This is a genomic window from Lentzea sp. NPDC037011 (assembly GCF_055607425.1).
In genome coordinates, this window is record NZ_JBVJRT010000002.1 from 431,090 (window position 1) to 448,700 (window position 17,611).

Consider the following 17,611-nt stretch of genomic DNA (forward strand, 5'->3'; position numbering starts at 1 on the left):
AAGCGGGCCGTTCCCGTTCGGGCACACTTCCGCCTCCCGGCCGGGCTGCCTCGGCGTGGTGACCGGCGGCCGCGGCGGCGTTGTTCATGTACGGGACGGTTCCGCTTCACGTCGGGAAGCTACAAACTGCGTTCATGTCGCTCTCTCGTCGCGGGTTCATGGCCGCCGCCGTCGCCGCCGCCTCCGGAACGCTGCTGCCGCCGTCGGTGTACGCCGCGCTCGCCCGCGAACCCCGTTCGGGAGGGCTGCGGGCGATCAAGCACGTCGTCCTGCTCATGCAGGAGAACCGCTCGTTCGACCACTACTACGGGTCGCTGCGGGGCGTGCGCGGGTTCTCCGACCGCAACGCGCTGAAGGGCGTGTTCGACCAGAGCGGGGTGCTGCCGTTCCCGGTCCGCGAGGCCGCCTCCGGGCGCGACGTCCAGTACATCGGCGACCTCGACCACAGCTGGAACGGCGGCCACTCGGCGCTGCGCGGCGGCTGGAACGACAACTGGGTGCCCGCCAAGACCGGCGCCACCATGGCGTTCTACACGCGCCAGGACATCCCGTTCCACTACGAGCTCGCCGACACGTTCACGCTGTGCGACGCCTACCACTGCTCGGTGCCGTCCTCGACCTCGCCGAACCGCAACTACTGGATGTCCGGCTACACCGGCTTCGAGCCGAACGGCACGCGCGCCACCGGGAACGCGGCCTACAGCGAGGACACGCACGCCGGCTACACGTGGACGACCTACCCGGAACGCCTGGAGGCGGCGGGGAAGTCGTGGCGGGTGTACCAGGAGCACGACAACTTCCAGGACAACAACCTGGAGTTCTTCGCGCGGTTCAAGGAGATCGCGCGCAAGGTGCTGCCCGCGGGGTTCAAGTCGCTCGACAAGCTCTACGGCACCGGCGACCCCGCGCTGATCGGCGCGATCGACCTGTCGAAGCTGACCCCGGCGGAGAAGTCGTTGTACGACAGGGGACTGCGGCGGGTGCGGCCCGGCGGGCTGGGGGAGGCGTTCCGCGCGGACGTGAGCTCCGGCCGGTTGCCCGCGGTGTCGTACCTGGTGCCGTCCTCAGTGGACTCCGAACACCCCGGCGCGTCCTCGCCCGCCGCGTCGGCCTCGATCACCTACCAGGTCCTGGACGCGCTGGCGTCGAACCAGGACGTGTGGGAGTCGACGGTGCTGTTCATCACCTACGACGAGAACGACGGCTTCTTCGACCACGTGCCGCCGCCGCGCCCGCCGTTGTCGGTCACCGACGAGTACGTGGGCGACAAACCGCTCGGACTGGGCGCCCGTGTGCCGATGACCGTCGTCTCGCCGTGGTCGGTCGGCGGGTACGTGTGCTCGCAGGTGTTCGACCACACCTCGATGACGCAGTTCCTGGAGAAGTGGACCGGGGTGCGCTCGGAGGAGGTCTCCGCCTGGCGCCGGACCGTGACCGGTGACCTGACCTCGGCGTTCGACTTCGACCGGCGGCGGACGTGGCCGGAGGTCGGCGAACCCGCGCCGGTCTCGCCCGCGACACCGCGCTGGCGGCCGGCGCCGCCGTCCGAGCAGAAGATGCCGGAACAGGAGGCAGGACGTCGCCGTGCGCGCGCGTTGCCGTATCAGCCCGATGCATCACTGCGCGGGTCACGGCTGGAGATGTCGAACGCGGGCACGGCGTCGGTGCACTTCGCGCTGTACCCGTACTCCGGCCAGTTCGCGCTGCCGCAGCACTTCGACGTCGCCCGCTCGGAGTCGGTGGAGCTGGCGGGAGACCACGACCTGGTGCTGCTGGGCCCGAACGGGTTCCGCCGCGAGTTCACCGGAGCTGCGTCCGACACCGCGCGCGTGTCGTCGTCGGTGCGCGGGTACAGCCGTGTGCTCACGCTGACGTTCGAGAACACCGGGCGCTCGCGGCTGACGTTCGTGCTGGGCCGACGGCGGGTCGTCGTGCGCCCCGGTCACCGGCACGTGATCCCGTGGCTGACCGCGCTGAACTCCGGCTGGTACGACCTGACCGTCGCGGTGGAGGAGGAGCCGCGGTTCCGCCGGCGGCTGTGCGGTCACATCGAGAACGGCCAGGAGTCGATCTCCGGCTGAGCTCGGCGCAGGTCCTCGCCCGGGCGTTCGCCACCCTGTTCGTGAGTGTCGGACCCGTCTGATACACCAGTGGACATGAGCACGAAGACCGGAGCACGCCGCGGGGAGCGCGTCCCCGCCGACACGCTGCCGGTTGCGCGCATCGTCGTGGACGTGCCGCTGGCGCACCTCGACCGCCCCTTCGACTACGCGGTTCCGTCCGATCTGGACACCACCGCGGTCCCCGGCTGTCGTGTGCGCGTGCGGTTCGCCGGGCAGGTGGTCGACGGGTACCTGCTGGAGCGAGTCGACAGCACCGAGTACGAGAAGAAGCTCGCCTTCATCGAGAAGGTCATCTCGCCGGAACCGGTGCTGGCGCCTGAGATCGCGGCACTGGCCCGCGCCGTCGCCGACCGGTACGCGGGCGGCATGATCGACGTGCTGCGGCTCGCGATCCCGCCCCGGCACGCCCGCGCGGAGGCAGCGCCGTCCGGGGAACCGGCACCGTCGCCGCAGGACCCGGCGTGGGTGGGGACGGTCGCTGAAGGCGATCAGCCCGACGGCCCCGAGGCGGCTGCCGCTGACGCCACCGGCGAGCGTCCCGCCGGCTCCGAGGACGCGGGCTCCGAGGACGCGGGCTCCGAGGACGCGGGCTCCGTGGCCGCCGGCTCCCAGCCCACCCAGTCCGAGGCCGCCGAAGCCGAGTCCGCTGGTACCGATGCCGCCGAAACCGAGTCCGCTGGTCCCGAGGCCGCCGAAGCCGAGGCCGCCGAAACTGAGCCGACGACTCCTGAGCCGACCGGTGCCCAATCCACCGGTGCCCAATCCGCCGGCGCCCAGCCCACCGAGCCCGACGCCGAGCCGGTCGACCACCCCCGCCCGGCGCCCGTCCGGTCCACGCTGCCACCGGTGCCCGCCGACGCGTGGGCGCGCTACCCGCGCGGGCCGAAGTACCTGGAGGCGTTGCGCAGCGGGTTGCCGGCGCACGCGGTGTGGCAGGCGCTGCCGTCGGAGGACTGGCCGGCCCGGCTGGCCGAGGCGGCGGCGTCGGTGGCGTCGACCGGGCGCGGCGTGGTGATCGTGGTGCCGGACCACCGGGACGTGGCGCGGGTGTTCGAGGCGTGCAGCGCGCTGATCGAGGGCGTGGTGACGCTGTCGGCGGACCTGGGGCCGTCGGAGCGGTACAAGCGGTGGCTGGCGGTGCGGCGGGGGGTCGCGCGGGTCGTGGTGGGCACGCGGGCCACGGCGTTCGCGCCGGTGGCCGACCCCGGGTTGCTGGTGGTGTGGGACGACGGGGACGACCTGCACACCGAGCCGCGCGCGCCGTACCCGAACGTGCGGGACGTGCTGGTGCAGCGCGCGCACATGACCGGCGCGGCGTTGCTGATCGGCGGGTTCGCCCGCACGGCCGAGGCGCAGCTGCTGGTGGAGACCGGGTGGGCGCACGAGATCGTGGCGTCGCGGGAGACGTTGCGGGCCATCGCGCCGCGGGTGGTGTCGGTCGGCGACAACGACTGGCAGGACGTGAAGGACCCGGCGGCGCGCACGGCGCGGTTGCCGTCCATCGCGTTCGAGGCGGCCCGGTTCGCGCTGGCCGACTCGCCGGTGCTCATCCAGGTGCCGCGCCGGGGGTACGTGCCGGCGCTGGCGTGCGGGCAGTGCCGGGGGCCGGCGCGGTGCCGCAAGTGCGCGGGGCCGCTGGCGTTGCCGGGGGGCACGCACGACGGGCAGCCCAGGCCCGCCTACTGCCGGTGGTGCGCGGCGACGGAGGCCGGGTTCCGGTGCCCGACGTGCGGGTCCCGCCGGTTGCGCGGACAGGTGATCGGGGCCAGGCGCACGGCGGAGGAGCTCGGGCGGGCGTTCCCGGGGTACCCGGTGCGCACGAGCGGTGCGGACGAGGTGCTCGCCACGGTGCCGTCACGGCCGTCGCTGGTGGTGTCCACGCCGGGGGCCGAGCCGGTGGCCGAGGGCGGCTACGGGGCGGTGCTGCTGCTCGACGGATGGGCGTTGCTGGGCCGGGCCGACCTGCGGGCGTCGGAGGAGGCGCTGCGGCGCTGGATGACGGCCGCGGGACTGGTGCGGCCGGGCAACGGCCGGGTGGTGGTGATCGCGGACTCGGCGTTGACGCCGGTGCAGGCGCTGGTGCGGTGGGACCCGGTGTGGCACGCGTCGACCGAGCTGGCCGCCCGTGCCGAGCTGGGCTTCCCGCCGGCGGTGCGGATGGCGACGGTCGACGGCACACCGGACGCGGTGAACGCGCTGCTGGACGAGCTCAGGCTGCCGCCCAGCGGCGAGGTGCTCGGACCGGTGCCGCTGGGCGACGACGAGACGAAGGAACGCGCGCTCGTGCGGGTCGCGCGTGCCGAGGGGCGGGAGCTGGCCTCGGTGCTCGCGAAGGCGCAGGCGGTGCGGACGGCCCGCAAGGAGCAGGAGCTGGTGCGGATCAAGCTCGACCCGATCGAGGTGCTCTGACCGGTCTGCCGCGGACCGCGGCGGACCGCGGCGGTCAGCCCTCGTGGTAGGAGCGCAGGCCGGCGAGGTGCTCGCGGACGTCCTCGTCGGTCAGCTTCTCGTACTGCAGGTACTCGGACATGTACGCCATCAGGTCGTGCCGCTCCGGGTGCTCCTCGGACGCGATCACGTGCGCGGTCGTGCCCGCGATGCCCGCCGGGAACAGCAGGAACCCGTCCAGGCCCGCCATGGTGTCGAAGGAGGCGTTCTTGGCCTCCCACAGCGCCCAGACGTCCTCCTCGCGGCCGCACTCGGCGAGCAGCAGCGCGGCCAGGCCCATGGCCTCGCTCACGCCCCAGCCCTCGCGGTGCGCGGCGGTCTCCTGGACGAGCAGGTGGCGCAGCAGGTCGGCGTCCTGGGGCCGGTGGTCGCGCAGCAGGAGGCGCAGCGCCTCCTCGCGGTCGGCCTCGTCCAGGTCGGCGGTCGTGAAATCGGTTCGCAAGCGGTCAAGGTCGATCGACACCACCGCACCCTAGGCCTTTCTCAAAAGGTGTTGCCATCCGGCCGGAACGGAGTAGAAGAGTGCGCATGTTGCGAACGGTTGCCGCACTATCGCTCTCCGTCGTGCTGGTCGCGCCCGCACCGGCACTCGCCGCGGGCCCGGCGGACCCCGCCCCGCGGGTGCCAGAACAGGTGGGGTGGGGTGGCGCGGTGTCCAGCGTCGACCCGGACGCCTCCCAGATCGGCGTCGACGTGCTGCGCCGCGGCGGCAACGCCGTGGACGCCGCCGTCGCCACCGCGGCCGCGCTCGGTGTGACCGACCCGTTCTCCGCGGGCATCGGCGGCGGTGGTTTCTTCGTCCACTACGACGCGCGCACCGGCCGGGTGTCCACCTTGGACGGACGTGAGACCGCGCCGCGTGCCGCCACCGACCAGCTCTTCGTCGAGAACGGCGCACCGCTGCCGTTCGCCGAGGCCATGACCAGCGGCCTGTCCGTCGGCGTGCCGGGGACGCCCAAGACCTGGCAGCAGGCGCTGCGCCGGTGGGGCACGCTGAACCTGCGCGAGGCCATGGCGCCCGCGGAGGCGCTGGCCCGGCGCGGGTTCGTCGTCGACCGCACCTTCAACCAGCAGATCACCTCCAACGCGGCGCGGTTCGCCGACTTCACCTCCACGCGCGACCTCTACCTGCCCGGCGGTCAGCCGCCGGCGGTCGGGTCGACGTTCCGCAACCCGCAGCTCGCCGACACCTACCGGGAGCTCGCCCGCACCGAGCTCGCCTCCCTCTACGGCGGCGCGGTCGGCCGTGACCTGGTCAAGGCCGTGCGCCAGCCGCCGGTCGTGCCCGGCTCGACCCGCACCGTCCGCGCCGGCGCCATGGAGCTCTCCGACCTGACCCGCTACCAGGTCGAACGCCGCGACCCCACGCACACGCGCTACCGCGGCCTCGACGTCTACGGCATGGCCGCGCCGTCGTCCGGTGGCACGACCGTCGGTGAGGCGCTGAACATCCTGGAGTCCACGGACCTCGCGAAGGCCTCGGACGTCGAGTACCTGCACCGGTTCATCGAGTCGACCAAGCTCGCGTTCGCCGACCGGCTGCGCTGGGTCGGCGACCCGAAGTTCTCCCGCGTGCCGACCGAGGGCCTGCTCTCGCAGAGGTTCGCCGACTCGCGCGCGTGCCTGATCAAGCCCGACGCCGTGCTGCCCGCACCGCAGCCCGCCGCCGACCCGCGCAACCCCGCCCCGTGCGAGGCCACGGCGGGCCTCGCGGACCTGCGCGACGACGCCGAGCGCACCACGCACCTCACCGTCGCCGACCGCTGGGGCAACGTCGTCGCCTACACCCTCACCATCGAGGCGGAGGGCGGCAGCGGCATCGTCGTGCCCGGCCGCGGGTTCCTGCTGAACAACGAGCTCACCGACTTCGAGTTCGTCGCGCCGACCCCCGGCGTGCCGCACCCGAACCTGCCCGGCCCCGGCAAGCGCCCGCGGTCCTCGATGGCGCCGACCATCGTGCTCGACCACGGCCGCGTCGTGCTCGCCGTCGGCTCACCCGGTGGTTCGACGATCATCACCACGGTCACGCAGGTCCTGACCGCGCGGCTGGACCGCAAGCTGTCCCTGCTCGACGCCGTCGCCGCCCCGCGCGCCTCGCAGCGCAACGCGGCCGTGACGCCCGCCGAGGCCGCGTTCATCGCGGCCGCACCCGCCCAGGGGCTGCAGGCCATCGGCCACCGGTTCAGCCAGAACGCCGAGATCGGCGCGGCCACGGCGGTCGAACGGGCCGCCGACGGCCGCTGGCGCGCGGTCGCCGAACCGACCCGCCGCGGCGGTGGTGCCGCTCGGGTGGTCAAGGTCGGCTGACCGGCTCCACCCGCGACGGCAGCACCCCGGGACCTACTCCGAGGTGCTGCCGTCGATGCGTTCGCGCAGCAGGTCGGCGTGGCCGTTGTGCTGCGCGTACTCCTCGACGAGGTGCAGGTACAGCCAGCGCAGTGACATCTCGCCCCGGCGCTCGTGGACGAAGACGTGGTCGAGGTCCTTGCCGGCGACCGCCCGGCGGGCCAGCCCCACCTCCTCGACGAGCGCGGCGTGCTCGGCCTCGGCGCGCTCCGGGTCGAGGTCGTCGAACGCGGCGTCCGGGTTGGCCTGCGAGGCGTAGCGGGGGCCCAGGTCCTGGCCGTCGGCCCTGACCCGGCACCAGACGCGTTCGACGTCGGTCAGGTGCCGGATGAGCCCCAGCAGGGTGAGCGTCGAGGGCGGCGCCGACGCCGTGGCCAGCTCGGCGCCGGCGAGGCCCGCGCACTTGGCCAGGAACGTCGCCCGGTGGCGGTCCAGGACCGCCTCCAGCACCGCTCGCTCGGGGCCGAGCACGGGTTCGGCCGGGATCTCGACTTCGGGTGCCGTCCAGGTCATGGAGCCATGATCACCTGAGCGGGTCCGGGTGGAGAACCGAGGTGTCCGCGTCCCGGACCACCGCGGCCGTCCCCTCGCAGCGCTGGTGCATCAGCCTCATGACCTGGAGGTGTCCACCTCCCGGCCGAGTGTCGCCGCCGATCTTCCTACCGCAGGCTGAGGAAGGCTCGATACCGCCAGCCGATGTCCGCTGACCTGGGCGAACGGCACAGTGGACACCATGACGACGACCACCGTGCACCACCGCCCGACCGCCATCGCGGCCCACCTCGACCTCAGGGCGCTGATCCGTCCTGTGCTGACGGCGCTGCGGTTCACCGGCCACCTCCTGGTGGCGCTGGTGGGCGTGATCTTCCTCGGCAGCGCCGCCGAGCACTGACCGCGTTCCTCGTAGACTGACCGCCAGTCCACCACGAGGAGCACCGCGTGACCGTCCAACCCATCCGTCTGTTCGGCGACCCCGTGCTGCGCACCCCCGCCGTCGAGGTCACCGACTTCGACAAGGAACTGCGCACCCTGGTCAAGGACCTGTGGGACTCGATGCAGAACGCGGGCGGAGCAGGGCTCGCCGCGCCGCAGCTCGGTGTGGGACTGCGCGTGTTCACCTACCACTGCGACGGCTTCGCGGGCCACCTCGTCAACCCCACCTGGGAAGTGGTCGGCGAGGAGCTGCAGGAGGGCAACGAGGGCTGCCTGTCCATCCCCGGCATGTCGTGGAACTGCACCCGGCACCTGCACGTCGTGGCCAAGGGCTGGAACATGCACGGTGAGCCGGTCGAGGTCGAGGGCACCGAGACCCTGGCCCGCTGCATCCAGCACGAGACCGACCACCTCGACGGCGTGCTGTTCCTCGACCGCCTCGACGCCGAGACCCGCAAGCAGGCGATGCGGGAGATCCGCCAGGCCGAGTGGTTCGACGGCGCGGTCCCCACCCTGAAGCAGAGCCCGCACCCCTTCTTCGGCAAGGCCAACTGACCATGCGCCTCGTGTTCGCAGGCACGCCCGAGGTGGCACTTCCCTCGCTGCGCGCCTTCATCGACTCCTCCCGCCACGACGTCGTCGCCGTCGTCACCCGCCCGGACGCCCCCGTCGGCCGCGGCCGACGGATGGAACGCTCCCCGGTCGGCGCCCTCGCCGACGAGCACGGCATCGAGGTCCTGACACCGGCCAAGGCGGGCGACCCCGACTTCCTCGACCGCCTGCGCGCGCTGGAACCCGACCTCTGCCCGGTCGTGGCCTACGGCGCCCTGCTGCCGCAGCGCACCCTCGACGTCCCGCGCCTCGGCTGGGTCAACCTCCACTTCTCCGTGCTGCCCGCCTGGCGCGGTGCCGCCCCGGTGCAGGCCGCCGTGCGCAACGGCGACGACATCACCGGAGCCACCACCTTCCGCATCGTCAAGGAGCTCGACGCGGGCCCCGTCTTCGGCGTGGTGACCGAGAAGGTCAAGCCCCGCGACACCTCCGGCGACCTGCTGGGCCGGCTCTCCGTCTCCGGCGCCCACCTGCTGCTGTCCACAGTGGACGGCATCGAGGACGGCACCCTGCGCGCCGTCGAGCAGCCCGCCGACGGCGTGACGTACGCCCCGAAGATCACCGTCGAGGACGCGCGCCTCGACTTCACCACCCCTGCGGCAGCCCTGGACCGGCTCGCCCGCGCGGTCACACCCGAACCCGGCCCGTGGGCGGAGTTCCGCGGCGAGCGGCTCAAGCTCGGACCCGTCACGCCCGTGGACGACGTCACGCTGCCCGCCGGCGAGATCGTCGTCGAACGCAAGCGGGTGCTCGTTGGCACCGCGACCACCGCCGTGGCACTGGGCGAGGTGCAGGCGCAGGGCAAGAAGCGCATGGCGGCGACCGACTGGGCCCGCGGCGTGCGCATCGAGGCCGGGGAGCGCATCGCATGAGCGCGCGGCGCGGTGTGGTGAGCGGACACGATGTGGAGAGCAGGCGCGGTGCGGGGCAACGGACTGCGGAGGCCGCGGGTGGTTCTGCCGCGCGGGTCGAGGCGGCCGGGGCGCGGTCGTCGGCCGTCGTGGGGCTGCGGCGCGTCGGCGTTGCGAGCGAGCGCGGGGCGGATGGTCGCGGAGCGTGGACCGCGCGGGGCGTGGCTGGAGCGGTTCGTCGCGGTGCAGCGGGTCCGTTGACACCCGGAAGTGCCGCGGGGTTTGGGTTTGGTGGTGTGTCCGATCGGTTGTGGGTCGGCACGGAAAGCCGGCGCGGTGGTCGTGCCGGAGCAGGGGAAGTCGAAGTGATGAGGCCCGGACTGATGGAGCGCAGCGCATGACCGGCTACTCGCGAGGAGCGTCCAAGCCGTCGGGGCCGCGCAGGCCGCACCCGCCGCGGCGGCGCACCGGACCGGCGCGGCCGCCGGTGGAGGACCCGGCGCGGCTGGCGGCGCTGGAGACGTTGCGCGCGGTGCGGCAGCGGGACGCGTACGCGAACCTGGTGCTGCCGCAGCTCCTGCGGGAGCGGCGGATCACCGGGCGCGACGCGGCGCTGGCCACCGAGCTCACCTACGGCGCCTCGCGGGCGCGCGGGTTGCTCGACGCCGTCATCGAGGCGTGCTCAGATCGGCCGCTGTCCGAAGTGGACGGGTCGGCGCTCGACGCGTTGCGGCTGGGCGCGTACCAGCTGCTGCGCACGCGCATCCCGTCGCACGCGGCCGTGGCGTCCACCGTCGACCTCGTCCGCGCCGAGCTGGGCTCCGGCGTCGCGGGCTTCGTCAACGCCGTGCTGCGCCGGATTGCCGAGCAGGACGAACAGGCGTGGGTCGACGAGCTCGCACCCGACCCGGACACCGACCCGATCGGCAACCTGGCGTTCACGCACGCCCACCCGCGGTGGATCGCGCAGGCCTTCGCCGAGGCGCTGGGCAGCCGCGACGACTCCCTGCGGCGCGCGCTGGAGGCCGATGACGCCCGGCCCGCCGTGCACCTGGTGGCACGCCCCGGCGAGGTGAGCGCCGACGAGCTCGCCGCCATCACCGGCGGCGACGTGGCGCCCTACTCGCCCTACGGCGTGCACCTGGAGCCGGGGGCCGGAGACCCGGCTGACCTCGAACCCGTTCGCGAGCGTCTGGCGAACGTGCAGGACGAGGGCAGCCAGCTCTGCGCACTGGCCCTGACGCGTGCGCCGCTGGAAGGCACCGACGACCGGTGGCTCGACCTGTGTGCCGGCCCGGGAGGGAAGGCAGCGCTGCTCGCGGCACTGGTCGGCCTGGAAGGCGGTGAGCTCATCGCCGTCGAGAAGGCACCCCACCGCGCGGAGCTGGTGCGCAAGATCACCTCAGGCCTGCCGATCACCGTGGAGGTGGCCGACGGCCGCGAGACCGACTTCGTCGAAGGGGCGTTCGACCGCGTGCTCGTCGACGCGCCCTGCACCGGTCTCGGTGCCCTGCGCCGGCGCCCGGAGGCGCGGTGGCGGCGCCAGCCCGCCGACGTCGGCCAGCTCACGAAACTGCAGCGCGAGCTCCTCACCGAGGCGTTGCGGCTGGTGCGTCCTGGCGGAGTCGTGGCTTATGTCGTGTGCTCACCTCATCTCTCGGAGACCGTGGGGGTGGTGGCGGACGTCGCCCGGCGGACCGGAGCGGAACAGCTCGACACCCGGACGCTCTTCCCCGAGATGCCGGATCTCGGGGACGGGCCGCACGTCCAGCTCTGGCCGCACCTGCACGGAACGGACGCGATGTTCTGCGCGGTGCTGCGACGTCCTGTCTGAGCGCTCGGGAACGACGTTAGCGACGGGGTCCGACAGTTCCGGACCCCGTCGACCGGCATGAGGGCGCACCGAGCAGAGGTTCACCGGTTCGAGTGAAAGCCCCCGGCAGGCCTTGGGCCCTCAGGCCCTCAGCACGTGCAACCGCGCCGGCGAGCCGAACCGGTTGCCCACCGCGCACACCCGGCGCCCGCACCTGCAGCGGCGAGGGGACAGGCCCGGCTGGCCCGCCGCCGGCAGACCGGGCCTCGCCTACCATCGCGGTCGTGACGACACGCGGGTTGCTCGGTCTGGTCGCCTCCGCCTGCGGTGGTGTGGAGTCCTGGTTCCGCACCGGGCTCGCCGAACCGGCGGTCGCACGGGGCTGGCGGCTCGCCATCACGTTCACCCCGGCGGTGGTCCCGTGGTTCGAGGAGGCGGGGGAGCTCGGCAAGCTCCAGGAGCTCACCGACCTGGAGGTCAGGTGGCACCCGCGGCTGCCCGGCCAGCCCAAGCCCTACCCCACGCCCGACGCGTTCGTGTTCGCCCCCGCCAGCGCGAACTCGGTGGCGAAGCTGGCCCTCGGCATCGGCGACAACCAGGCGCTGACCGCGGTGAACGAGGCCATGGGCGTCGAGGGCTGCAAGGTCGTCGTCATGCCGCAGGCCAACGCCGACAAGCGCCGTCACCCGATGTGGGAGACGCACGTCACCACCCTCACGCGAGCGGGTGTCGTGGTCGTCTCAGACGAGCCGCCCGGCAGGTTGCTCGACCTGCTGGACACCTAGACTCCACCCTCGTGGTCCACACGCCGATGATCGCCCCCAGCATCCTGTCCGCCGACTTCGCCCGGCTCGCCGACGAGCTCGCCGCGGTGCCCACGTCGGACTGGATCCACGTCGACGTCATGGACAACCACTTCGTGCCGAACCTGACCCTGGGCCTGCCCGTGGTCAAGTCGCTGCTGAAGGTCACCGACATCCCGGTCGACTGCCACCTGATGATCGAGGACCCGGACCGCTGGGCCATCGGGTACGCCGAGGCGGGCGCCCACAACGTGACCGTCCACGTCGAGGCCGCCGCCGACCCGGTCGCGCTCGCCAAGAACCTCAGGGCCGCCGGCGCCAAGGCAGGCCTGAGCATCAAGCCGGGCACCCCGCTGGAGCCCTATGTCGAGGTCCTCAAGCACTACGACACGCTGCTGGTCATGTCGGTCGAGCCCGGCTTCGGCGGCCAGAAGTTCATGGCGGAGGTCCTCGACAAGGTCAGGACCGCGCGCCGGCTCGTCGACACCGGCCACCTGAAGCTGGTCGTGGAGATCGACGGCGGCATCAACGCCGACACCATCGAGCAGGCCGCGCAGGCCGGTGTGGACTGCTTCGTCGCGGGTTCCGCCGTGTACGACGCCGCCGACCCCGGCAAGGCCGTCGAGGCACTGCGCGCCCAGGCAGCCGGCGTCCGGTGACGCCGGAGGACGCGATGGCGCTCGCCGTCGCGGAGAGCGAGCGGGTGCGGGGTACCACCAGCCCCAACCCGCCCGTGGGCTGCGTCGTGCTCGACGAGCACGGCAAGGCGGTCGGGTTCGGCGGCACGCAACCCGCCGGGGGACCGCACGCCGAGGTGATGGCGCTCAAGGACGCGGGAACCAGGGCGCGCGGTGGCACCGCAGTCGTCACACTCGAACCGTGCGCACACCACGGCCGCACCGGTCCGTGCACGGAAGCGCTGCTGGAGGCGGGCATCAAGCACGTCGTCCACGCCGTCACCGACCCGAACCCGAGGGCCGCGGGCGGTGCGGAACGGCTGCGCGAGGCCGGCGTCACGGTCGAGAGCGGCCTTCTCGCCGACGAGGTCAGCAAGGGCCCGCTGCGCGCGTGGTTGCACTACGCGCGCACGGGCCGTCCGCACGTCACGTGGAAGTACGCGGCATCGCTGGACGGCCGGATCGCCGCCCAGGACGGCACCAGCCGCTGGATCAGCTCCGAGACCTCCCGCAAGGAGGTCCACGACCTGCGCGCGAAGCTCGACGCGATCGTCGTCGGCACCACCACGGTCCGCACGGACGACCCCGCGCTGACCGCTCGCGACGCCGACGGAATGTTGTTGCCCCACCAGCCGTTGCCGGTGGTCGTGGGCATGAGCGACCTGCCGGCCGGTGCCGCGCTCCGGCACACCGCGCTGCACCTGCGCACGCACGACCCGGACGAGGTGCTGGGCGCGCTGGCGGCGAGGGGTGTGGTGGACGTGCTGCTGGAGGGCGGTCCGACCGTGGCGGGGGCGTTCCTGCGCGCCGGGCGGGTCGACCGCGTGCTCGCCTACGTCGCACCCGCGCTGCTGGGCAGCGGGCCCGCGGCCGTGGTGGACGCGGGCGTGTCGACCATCACGGACGCTGTCCGGTTGACCGTGGAAGACGTCACCATGAGCGGACCAGACTTGCGGATCAGCGCGGTTCCGCAGACTTAGGAGGAGCGGTGTTCACCGGGATCGTCGAGGAACTCGGCCACGTGGTCGCGGTTCAGGACCTGCCAGACGCGGCGCGGATCCGCGTCTCCGGGCCGATCGTCACGAGCGACGCGAAGCACGGCGACTCCATCGCGGTGAACGGCGTGTGCCTCACCGTCGTGGAGGTGGAGAACGGCACGTTCACCGCCGACGTGATGCGCGAGACCCTCGTGCGCAGCAGCCTCGCGAAGGTCGCAGAGGGCGACCGGGTCAACCTGGAGCGCGCGGCCGCCGTCGGCCAGCGCCTCGGTGGCCACATCGTGCAGGGCCACGTCGACGGCACGGGCACGATCCTCGCGCGGGAGAAGGCGGAGCACTGGGAGGTCGTCCACATCGGACTGCCGCCCCAGCTCGCCCGCTACGTCGTGGAGAAGGGCTCGATCACGGTCGACGGCGTGTCGCTGACCGTCGTCACGGTCGCCGAGGACGAGTTCACGGTGAGCCTCATCCCCACCACGCTGGAGCTGACCACGCTCGGGCACCGGTCGCCGGGTTCCACCGTGAACCTGGAGGTCGACGTGCTGGCGAAGTACGTTGAACGACTGGCCGTCCCGCACCTGCGGGCCATCGCGGGCGAGGAGACCCAGTGAACACCGACTTCGCTGACATCGAACGGGCGGTCGCCGACGTCAAGGCGGGCCGCCCCGTGGTCGTCGTGGACGACGAGGACCGCGAGAACGAGGGCGACCTGATCTTCGCCGCCGAGAAGGCGACGCCGGAGCTGCTCGCGTTCATGGTCCGCTACACCTCCGGCTACATCTGCGTGCCGCTGACCGAGGAGGACTGCGAACGCCTCGACCTGCCGCCGATGTTCCACACGAACCAGGACGCGCGCGGCACCGCCTACACGGTCACGGTCGACGCGCGTGAGGGCGTCAGCACCGGCATCTCGGCCGCGGACCGCGCCCGCACGATCCGGTTGCTCGCCGACCCGACCTCGAAGGCCACCGACTTCAACCGGCCCGGCCACGTGGTCCCGTTGCGCGCCAAGGCCGGTGGCGTGCTGCGCCGTCCCGGTCACACCGAGGCCGCCGTCGACCTGGCACGCCTGGCCGGGCTCTCTCCCGCGGGCGTGCTCTGCGAGATCGTGTCGCAGAAGGACGAGGGCGACATGGCCCGCCGCGACGAGCTCGAGGTCTTCGCCGCCGACCACGACCTGGCGATCATCACCATCGCGGACCTGATCGCGTACCGCCGCCGGGTCGAGACCCAGGTCGTGCGCGCCGCCGAGGCCCGCATCCCGACCGCGCACGGCGTGTTCACCGCCTTCGGCTACGACAGCCTGCTCGACGGCATCGAGCACGTCGCGCTCGTCTACGGCGAGATCGGTGACGGCGAGGACGTGCTGGTGCGCGTGCACTCCGAGTGCCTCACCGGCGACGTGCTCGGCTCGCTGCGCTGCGACTGCGGCCCGCAGCTCGACGCGGCGATGGAGGCCGTGGCCGCACAGGGCCGCGGTGTCGTGTTGTACATGCGCGGGCACGAGGGCCGCGGCATCGGCCTGATGCACAAGCTGCAGGCCTACCAGCTGCAGGACCAGGGTGCGGACACCGTGGACGCGAACCTCGCGCAGGGCCTGCCCGCCGACGCCCGCGACTACGGCACGGGCGCGCAGATCCTCGTGGACCTCGGCATCAAGTCCATGCGGCTGCTGACGAACAACCCGGCCAAGCGCGTCGGGCTGGAGGCCGGATACGGTCTGCGCGTGCTCGACCGGGTGCCGCTGCCGATCTCCCCGAACCCGGAGAACCTGCGGTACCTGCGCACCAAGCGCGACCGGATGGGCCACGAACTGACCCAGCTGGAGCAGTACGAGGCCGTTGTTTCCGCTACGGAGGACCAGGAATGAGCGGCGAGGGCCGTCCTGAGCAGACGAAGCTCGACGGCAGGGGCCTGAGCGTCGCGATCGCGGCGACGCGCTGGCACACGAAGATCACCGACCAGCTCGTCGAGCGCGCCCTCAGGGCCGCCGAGGACGCGGGCTGCGCCGACACGACCGTCGTGCGCGTGGCGGGGGCGATCGAGCTCCCCGTCGTGGTGCAGGAGCTGGCCCGCCACCACGACGCGGTGGTCGCGCTGGGCGTGGTCATCCGCGGCGGCACCCCGCACTTCGAGTACGTGTGCGACTCGGTGACCGACGGGCTCACCCGCGTCGCGCTCGACGAGTCGACGCCGGTGGGCAACGGCGTGCTGACGACGGACACCGAGGAGCAGGCGCTGGCCCGTGCCGGGCTGCCGGACTCGGTGGAGGACAAGGGGTACGAGGCGACCGTGGCGGCGATCGACACCGCGCTGGTGCTGCGCGGCCTGCGCCAGCCCTGGACCGAGCGGGGTTTCGAATGATGACCGCGACCGACGTGGTGCTGCGCCCGAAGAAGATCCGCAAGGTCGCGTGGGCGTGCGCGGTCGGCCTGGTGGTCGTGTTCACCGTCGTGGGCCTGCTGCTGGGCAACACCCCGACCGGCGTGATCTTCCGGACCTCCGACCAGGTCGCCATGATCGTGCTCGGCTTCTTGCTCGCCGGCGGTGTGCTGCTGCTGACCCGGCCGCGGGTCAGGGCCGACGCCACCGGCATCGAGATCCGCAACGTCGTGACGTCGCACCGCTTCGCGTGGGGTGACGTGCTGGCGATCAGCTTCCCCGACGGTGCCGCGTGGGCCCGGCTGGAGCTGCCGGAGGACGAGTACATCTCGATCATGGCCGTGCAGGCCGTGGACCGCGACTACGCCGTCACGTCCGTGCGCGCGTTGCGCGAGCTGCACAAGGCCGGTCGGTAGCGCCCGAGGCGATGAGTTCTGCCGGCTCGGCGAGTCAACCCGGTCGACGTCGGCACAACTCGGAGGAACACGTGGCACAGCTGCTGCGAGTGCAGAACTTCAACGTCACCAGCGACGGGGTCGCCGCCGGTGAGCACCAGAGCTTCGACAACCCGTTCGGCCTACCCGACGCGGGGAAGCTGTTCGGCTGGGCCGGCGCCACGGCGAGCTGGCCCAACCGCACCGAGCCCGGTGGCAGCCGCGGCCTGGACGACTACCTCACCCGCGACTTCACGAACAACATCGGCGCGGAGATCATGGGCCGCAACAAGTTCGGGTACCAGCGCGGACCGTGGACCGACCACGAGTGGCAGGGCTGGTGGGGCGACGAGCCGCCGTTCCACACCCCGGTGTTCGTCCTGACCCACCACGAACGGCCGTCCATCACGCTCTCGGACACCACGTTCCACTTCGTCGGCGGTGACCCGGCGGCGGTGCTGGAGCAGGCGCGGGAGGCCGCACAGGGCAAGGACGTCCGGCTCGGCGGCGGCGTCACGACCATCCGCCGGTTCCTCGACGCGGGTCTCGTCGACACGCTGCACGTCGCCGTGTCCCCGGTGAGCCTGGGGGACGGGCTGCGGCTGTGGGACTCGCCCGACGAGCTGCTCGACCGCTACCACCTGGACGTGGTGCCCAGCCCGAGCGGTGTGGTGCACCACCTGTTCTGGCGCCGCTAACGCCACAGGCCCAGGATCGCTCCGACGAGCCCGAGGCCGATGACGTGGAAGCCCGCCCCGATGGCCACCGAGGCCTTCGGGGCGGGCTTCGTCGTGTCGAACACCCCGCCCACGAACATCACCGGGAACGCGACACCGACACCCACGACCAGGCCGAGCAGCAAGCCCTCCAGCACGTCGTCGGTACCGGACGCGGCGGCGACCATCGCGACCGCCAGCGTCGCGGCGAAACAGGTGGCCAGCGGGATCGTGTAGACGCTGGAGCCGATGCGCTCGGGCGGGGTGAGGTCCCAGCCCAGCGACCGCCGCCAGGCCCTGCCGAAGGCGAACTCGGCGTACCAGATCGCGCCCAGCCCGTAGTACGCGACGGTGGCGACGACGACGGCGAACCAGTTGAGGTCGCCGAGCACGCTCAGGCTCATGTGAGGTCTCCCGCGGGTGTCAGGGTGTCTTGGCATCGCACTCCCGGGCGCCACCGTTACCGCTGTGCGGT

Annotated in this window: 18 protein-coding genes; 15 read left to right on the top strand and 3 right to left on the bottom strand. The window is 72.7% G+C overall.

The features are described from left to right. Positions 1–134: 134 nt before the first annotated feature. Both ACZ7CH_RS06830 and ACZ7CH_RS06835 read left to right on the top strand, forming a co-directional pair. Positions 135–2,081 carry a phosphocholine-specific phospholipase C gene (locus ACZ7CH_RS06830; RefSeq protein ID WP_470373320.1) on the top strand — a complete coding sequence of 649 codons (1,947 nt, stop codon included), beginning with the start codon at positions 135–137 and terminating at the stop codon, positions 2,079–2,081. 75 nt (positions 2,082–2,156) lie between these two features. After that, positions 2,157–4,532, top strand: a complete 2,376-nt coding sequence (locus ACZ7CH_RS06835; protein ID WP_470373321.1) for a primosomal protein N' — start codon at positions 2,157–2,159, stop codon at positions 4,530–4,532. A gap of 34 nt (positions 4,533–4,566) precedes the next feature. On the opposite strand, the gene ACZ7CH_RS06840 is transcribed toward ACZ7CH_RS06835, so the two are convergent. Continuing rightward, positions 4,567–5,013 (bottom strand): hypothetical protein, encoded by a 447-nt coding sequence (locus ACZ7CH_RS06840; protein ID WP_360387101.1) that lies wholly within the window; start codon positions 5,011–5,013, stop codon positions 4,567–4,569. 86 nt (positions 5,014–5,099) lie between these two features. Here ACZ7CH_RS06840 and ggt point away from each other — a divergent pair, with 86 nt between their 5' ends. Continuing rightward, positions 5,100–6,878 carry a gamma-glutamyltransferase gene (ggt, locus tag ACZ7CH_RS06845; RefSeq protein WP_360387104.1) on the top strand — a complete coding sequence of 593 codons (1,779 nt, stop codon included), beginning with the start codon at positions 5,100–5,102 and terminating at the stop codon, positions 6,876–6,878. A gap of 33 nt (positions 6,879–6,911) precedes the next feature. On the opposite strand, the gene ACZ7CH_RS06850 is transcribed toward ggt, so the two are convergent. Further along, positions 6,912–7,430 carry a DinB family protein gene (locus tag ACZ7CH_RS06850; RefSeq protein ID WP_470373322.1) on the bottom strand — a complete coding sequence of 173 codons (519 nt, stop codon included), beginning with the start codon at positions 7,428–7,430 and terminating at the stop codon, positions 6,912–6,914. A 220-nt stretch (positions 7,431–7,650) separates the two neighbouring features. Here ACZ7CH_RS06850 and ACZ7CH_RS06855 point away from each other — a divergent pair, with 220 nt between their 5' ends. From ACZ7CH_RS06855 to ACZ7CH_RS06910, 12 genes are all read left to right on the top strand, one after another. Then, the gene (locus ACZ7CH_RS06855) at positions 7,651–7,809 is read left to right on the top strand and encodes a hypothetical protein (RefSeq protein WP_360387109.1); all 159 of its coding nucleotides are present in this window, start codon (positions 7,651–7,653) and stop codon (positions 7,807–7,809) included. 47 nt (positions 7,810–7,856) lie between these two features. Then, entirely contained in the window at positions 7,857–8,405 is a 549-nt protein-coding gene (def, locus tag ACZ7CH_RS06860) for a peptide deformylase (RefSeq protein ID WP_360387111.1), read from the top strand. Positions 8,406–8,407: 2 nt separating this feature from the next. Beyond that, a complete protein-coding gene (gene fmt, locus ACZ7CH_RS06865) occupies positions 8,408–9,334 on the top strand; it encodes a methionyl-tRNA formyltransferase (protein WP_470373323.1) in 927 nt (308 codons plus the stop codon). Between the two features lie 376 nt (positions 9,335–9,710). Further along, positions 9,711–11,147, top strand: a complete 1,437-nt coding sequence (locus ACZ7CH_RS06870) for an RsmB/NOP family class I SAM-dependent RNA methyltransferase (RefSeq protein ID WP_470373324.1) — start codon at positions 9,711–9,713, stop codon at positions 11,145–11,147. Between the two features lie 263 nt (positions 11,148–11,410). Next, positions 11,411–11,911, top strand: a complete 501-nt coding sequence (locus ACZ7CH_RS06875; RefSeq protein WP_360387119.1) for a flavoprotein — start codon at positions 11,411–11,413, stop codon at positions 11,909–11,911. Between the two features lie 26 nt (positions 11,912–11,937). Further along, positions 11,938–12,588: a ribulose-phosphate 3-epimerase gene (gene rpe / locus ACZ7CH_RS06880; protein WP_470373463.1), complete on the top strand. Its 651-nt coding sequence runs from the start codon at positions 11,938–11,940 to the stop codon at positions 12,586–12,588. Between the two features lie 14 nt (positions 12,589–12,602). Further along, positions 12,603–13,586, top strand: a complete 984-nt coding sequence (gene ribD / locus ACZ7CH_RS06885) for a bifunctional diaminohydroxyphosphoribosylaminopyrimidine deaminase/5-amino-6-(5-phosphoribosylamino)uracil reductase RibD (protein WP_360388348.1) — start codon at positions 12,603–12,605, stop codon at positions 13,584–13,586. 8 nt (positions 13,587–13,594) lie between these two features. After that, entirely contained in the window at positions 13,595–14,215 is a 621-nt protein-coding gene (locus ACZ7CH_RS06890) for a riboflavin synthase (RefSeq protein ID WP_458433335.1), read from the top strand. After that, positions 14,212–15,474: a bifunctional 3,4-dihydroxy-2-butanone-4-phosphate synthase/GTP cyclohydrolase II gene (locus tag ACZ7CH_RS06895; RefSeq protein WP_360387125.1), complete on the top strand. Its 1,263-nt coding sequence runs from the start codon at positions 14,212–14,214 to the stop codon at positions 15,472–15,474. The genes ACZ7CH_RS06890 and ACZ7CH_RS06895 overlap by 4 nt, the downstream gene beginning before the upstream one ends. Continuing rightward, positions 15,471–15,968, top strand: a complete 498-nt coding sequence (gene ribH / locus ACZ7CH_RS06900) for a 6,7-dimethyl-8-ribityllumazine synthase (protein WP_360387128.1) — start codon at positions 15,471–15,473, stop codon at positions 15,966–15,968. The genes ACZ7CH_RS06895 and ribH overlap by 4 nt, the downstream gene beginning before the upstream one ends. Further along, entirely contained in the window at positions 15,965–16,402 is a 438-nt protein-coding gene (locus ACZ7CH_RS06905; RefSeq protein ID WP_458433334.1) for a PH domain-containing protein, read from the top strand. The genes ribH and ACZ7CH_RS06905 overlap by 4 nt, the downstream gene beginning before the upstream one ends. A gap of 71 nt (positions 16,403–16,473) precedes the next feature. Next, positions 16,474–17,118 carry a dihydrofolate reductase family protein gene (locus tag ACZ7CH_RS06910; RefSeq protein ID WP_360387133.1) on the top strand — a complete coding sequence of 215 codons (645 nt, stop codon included), beginning with the start codon at positions 16,474–16,476 and terminating at the stop codon, positions 17,116–17,118. Here ACZ7CH_RS06910 and ACZ7CH_RS06915 read toward each other — a convergent pair. Next, positions 17,115–17,540 carry a DUF1761 domain-containing protein gene (locus ACZ7CH_RS06915; RefSeq protein WP_360387135.1) on the bottom strand — a complete coding sequence of 142 codons (426 nt, stop codon included), beginning with the start codon at positions 17,538–17,540 and terminating at the stop codon, positions 17,115–17,117. The genes ACZ7CH_RS06910 and ACZ7CH_RS06915 overlap by 4 nt on opposite strands. Positions 17,541–17,611: the final 71 nt, after the last annotated feature.

Bases quoted from the DNA above. Each gene is read 5' to 3' on its own strand.
- ACZ7CH_RS06835 (WP_470373321.1), top strand. From the start codon at position 2,157: ATGAGCACGAAGACCGGAGCACGCCGCGGGGAGCGCGTCCCCGCCGAC.
- ACZ7CH_RS06830 (WP_470373320.1), top strand. From the start codon at position 135: ATGTCGCTCTCTCGTCGCGGGTTCATGGCCGCCGCCGTCGCCGCCGCC.
- ribD (WP_360388348.1), top strand. From the start codon at position 12,603: ATGGCGCTCGCCGTCGCGGAGAGCGAGCGGGTGCGGGGTACCACCAGC.
- fmt (WP_470373323.1), top strand. From the start codon at position 8,408: ATGCGCCTCGTGTTCGCAGGCACGCCCGAGGTGGCACTTCCCTCGCTG.
- ggt (WP_360387104.1), top strand. From the start codon at position 5,100: ATGTTGCGAACGGTTGCCGCACTATCGCTCTCCGTCGTGCTGGTCGCG.
- rpe (WP_470373463.1), top strand. From the start codon at position 11,938: ATGATCGCCCCCAGCATCCTGTCCGCCGACTTCGCCCGGCTCGCCGAC.
- ACZ7CH_RS06915 (WP_360387135.1), bottom strand. From the start codon at position 17,540: ATGAGCCTGAGCGTGCTCGGCGACCTCAACTGGTTCGCCGTCGTCGTC.
- ACZ7CH_RS06905 (WP_458433334.1), top strand. From the start codon at position 15,965: ATGATGACCGCGACCGACGTGGTGCTGCGCCCGAAGAAGATCCGCAAG.
- ACZ7CH_RS06870 (WP_470373324.1), top strand. From the start codon at position 9,711: ATGACCGGCTACTCGCGAGGAGCGTCCAAGCCGTCGGGGCCGCGCAGG.
- ACZ7CH_RS06850 (WP_470373322.1), bottom strand. From the start codon at position 7,430: ATGACCTGGACGGCACCCGAAGTCGAGATCCCGGCCGAACCCGTGCTC.
- ribH (WP_360387128.1), top strand. From the start codon at position 15,471: ATGAGCGGCGAGGGCCGTCCTGAGCAGACGAAGCTCGACGGCAGGGGC.
- ACZ7CH_RS06855 (WP_360387109.1), top strand. From the start codon at position 7,651: ATGACGACGACCACCGTGCACCACCGCCCGACCGCCATCGCGGCCCAC.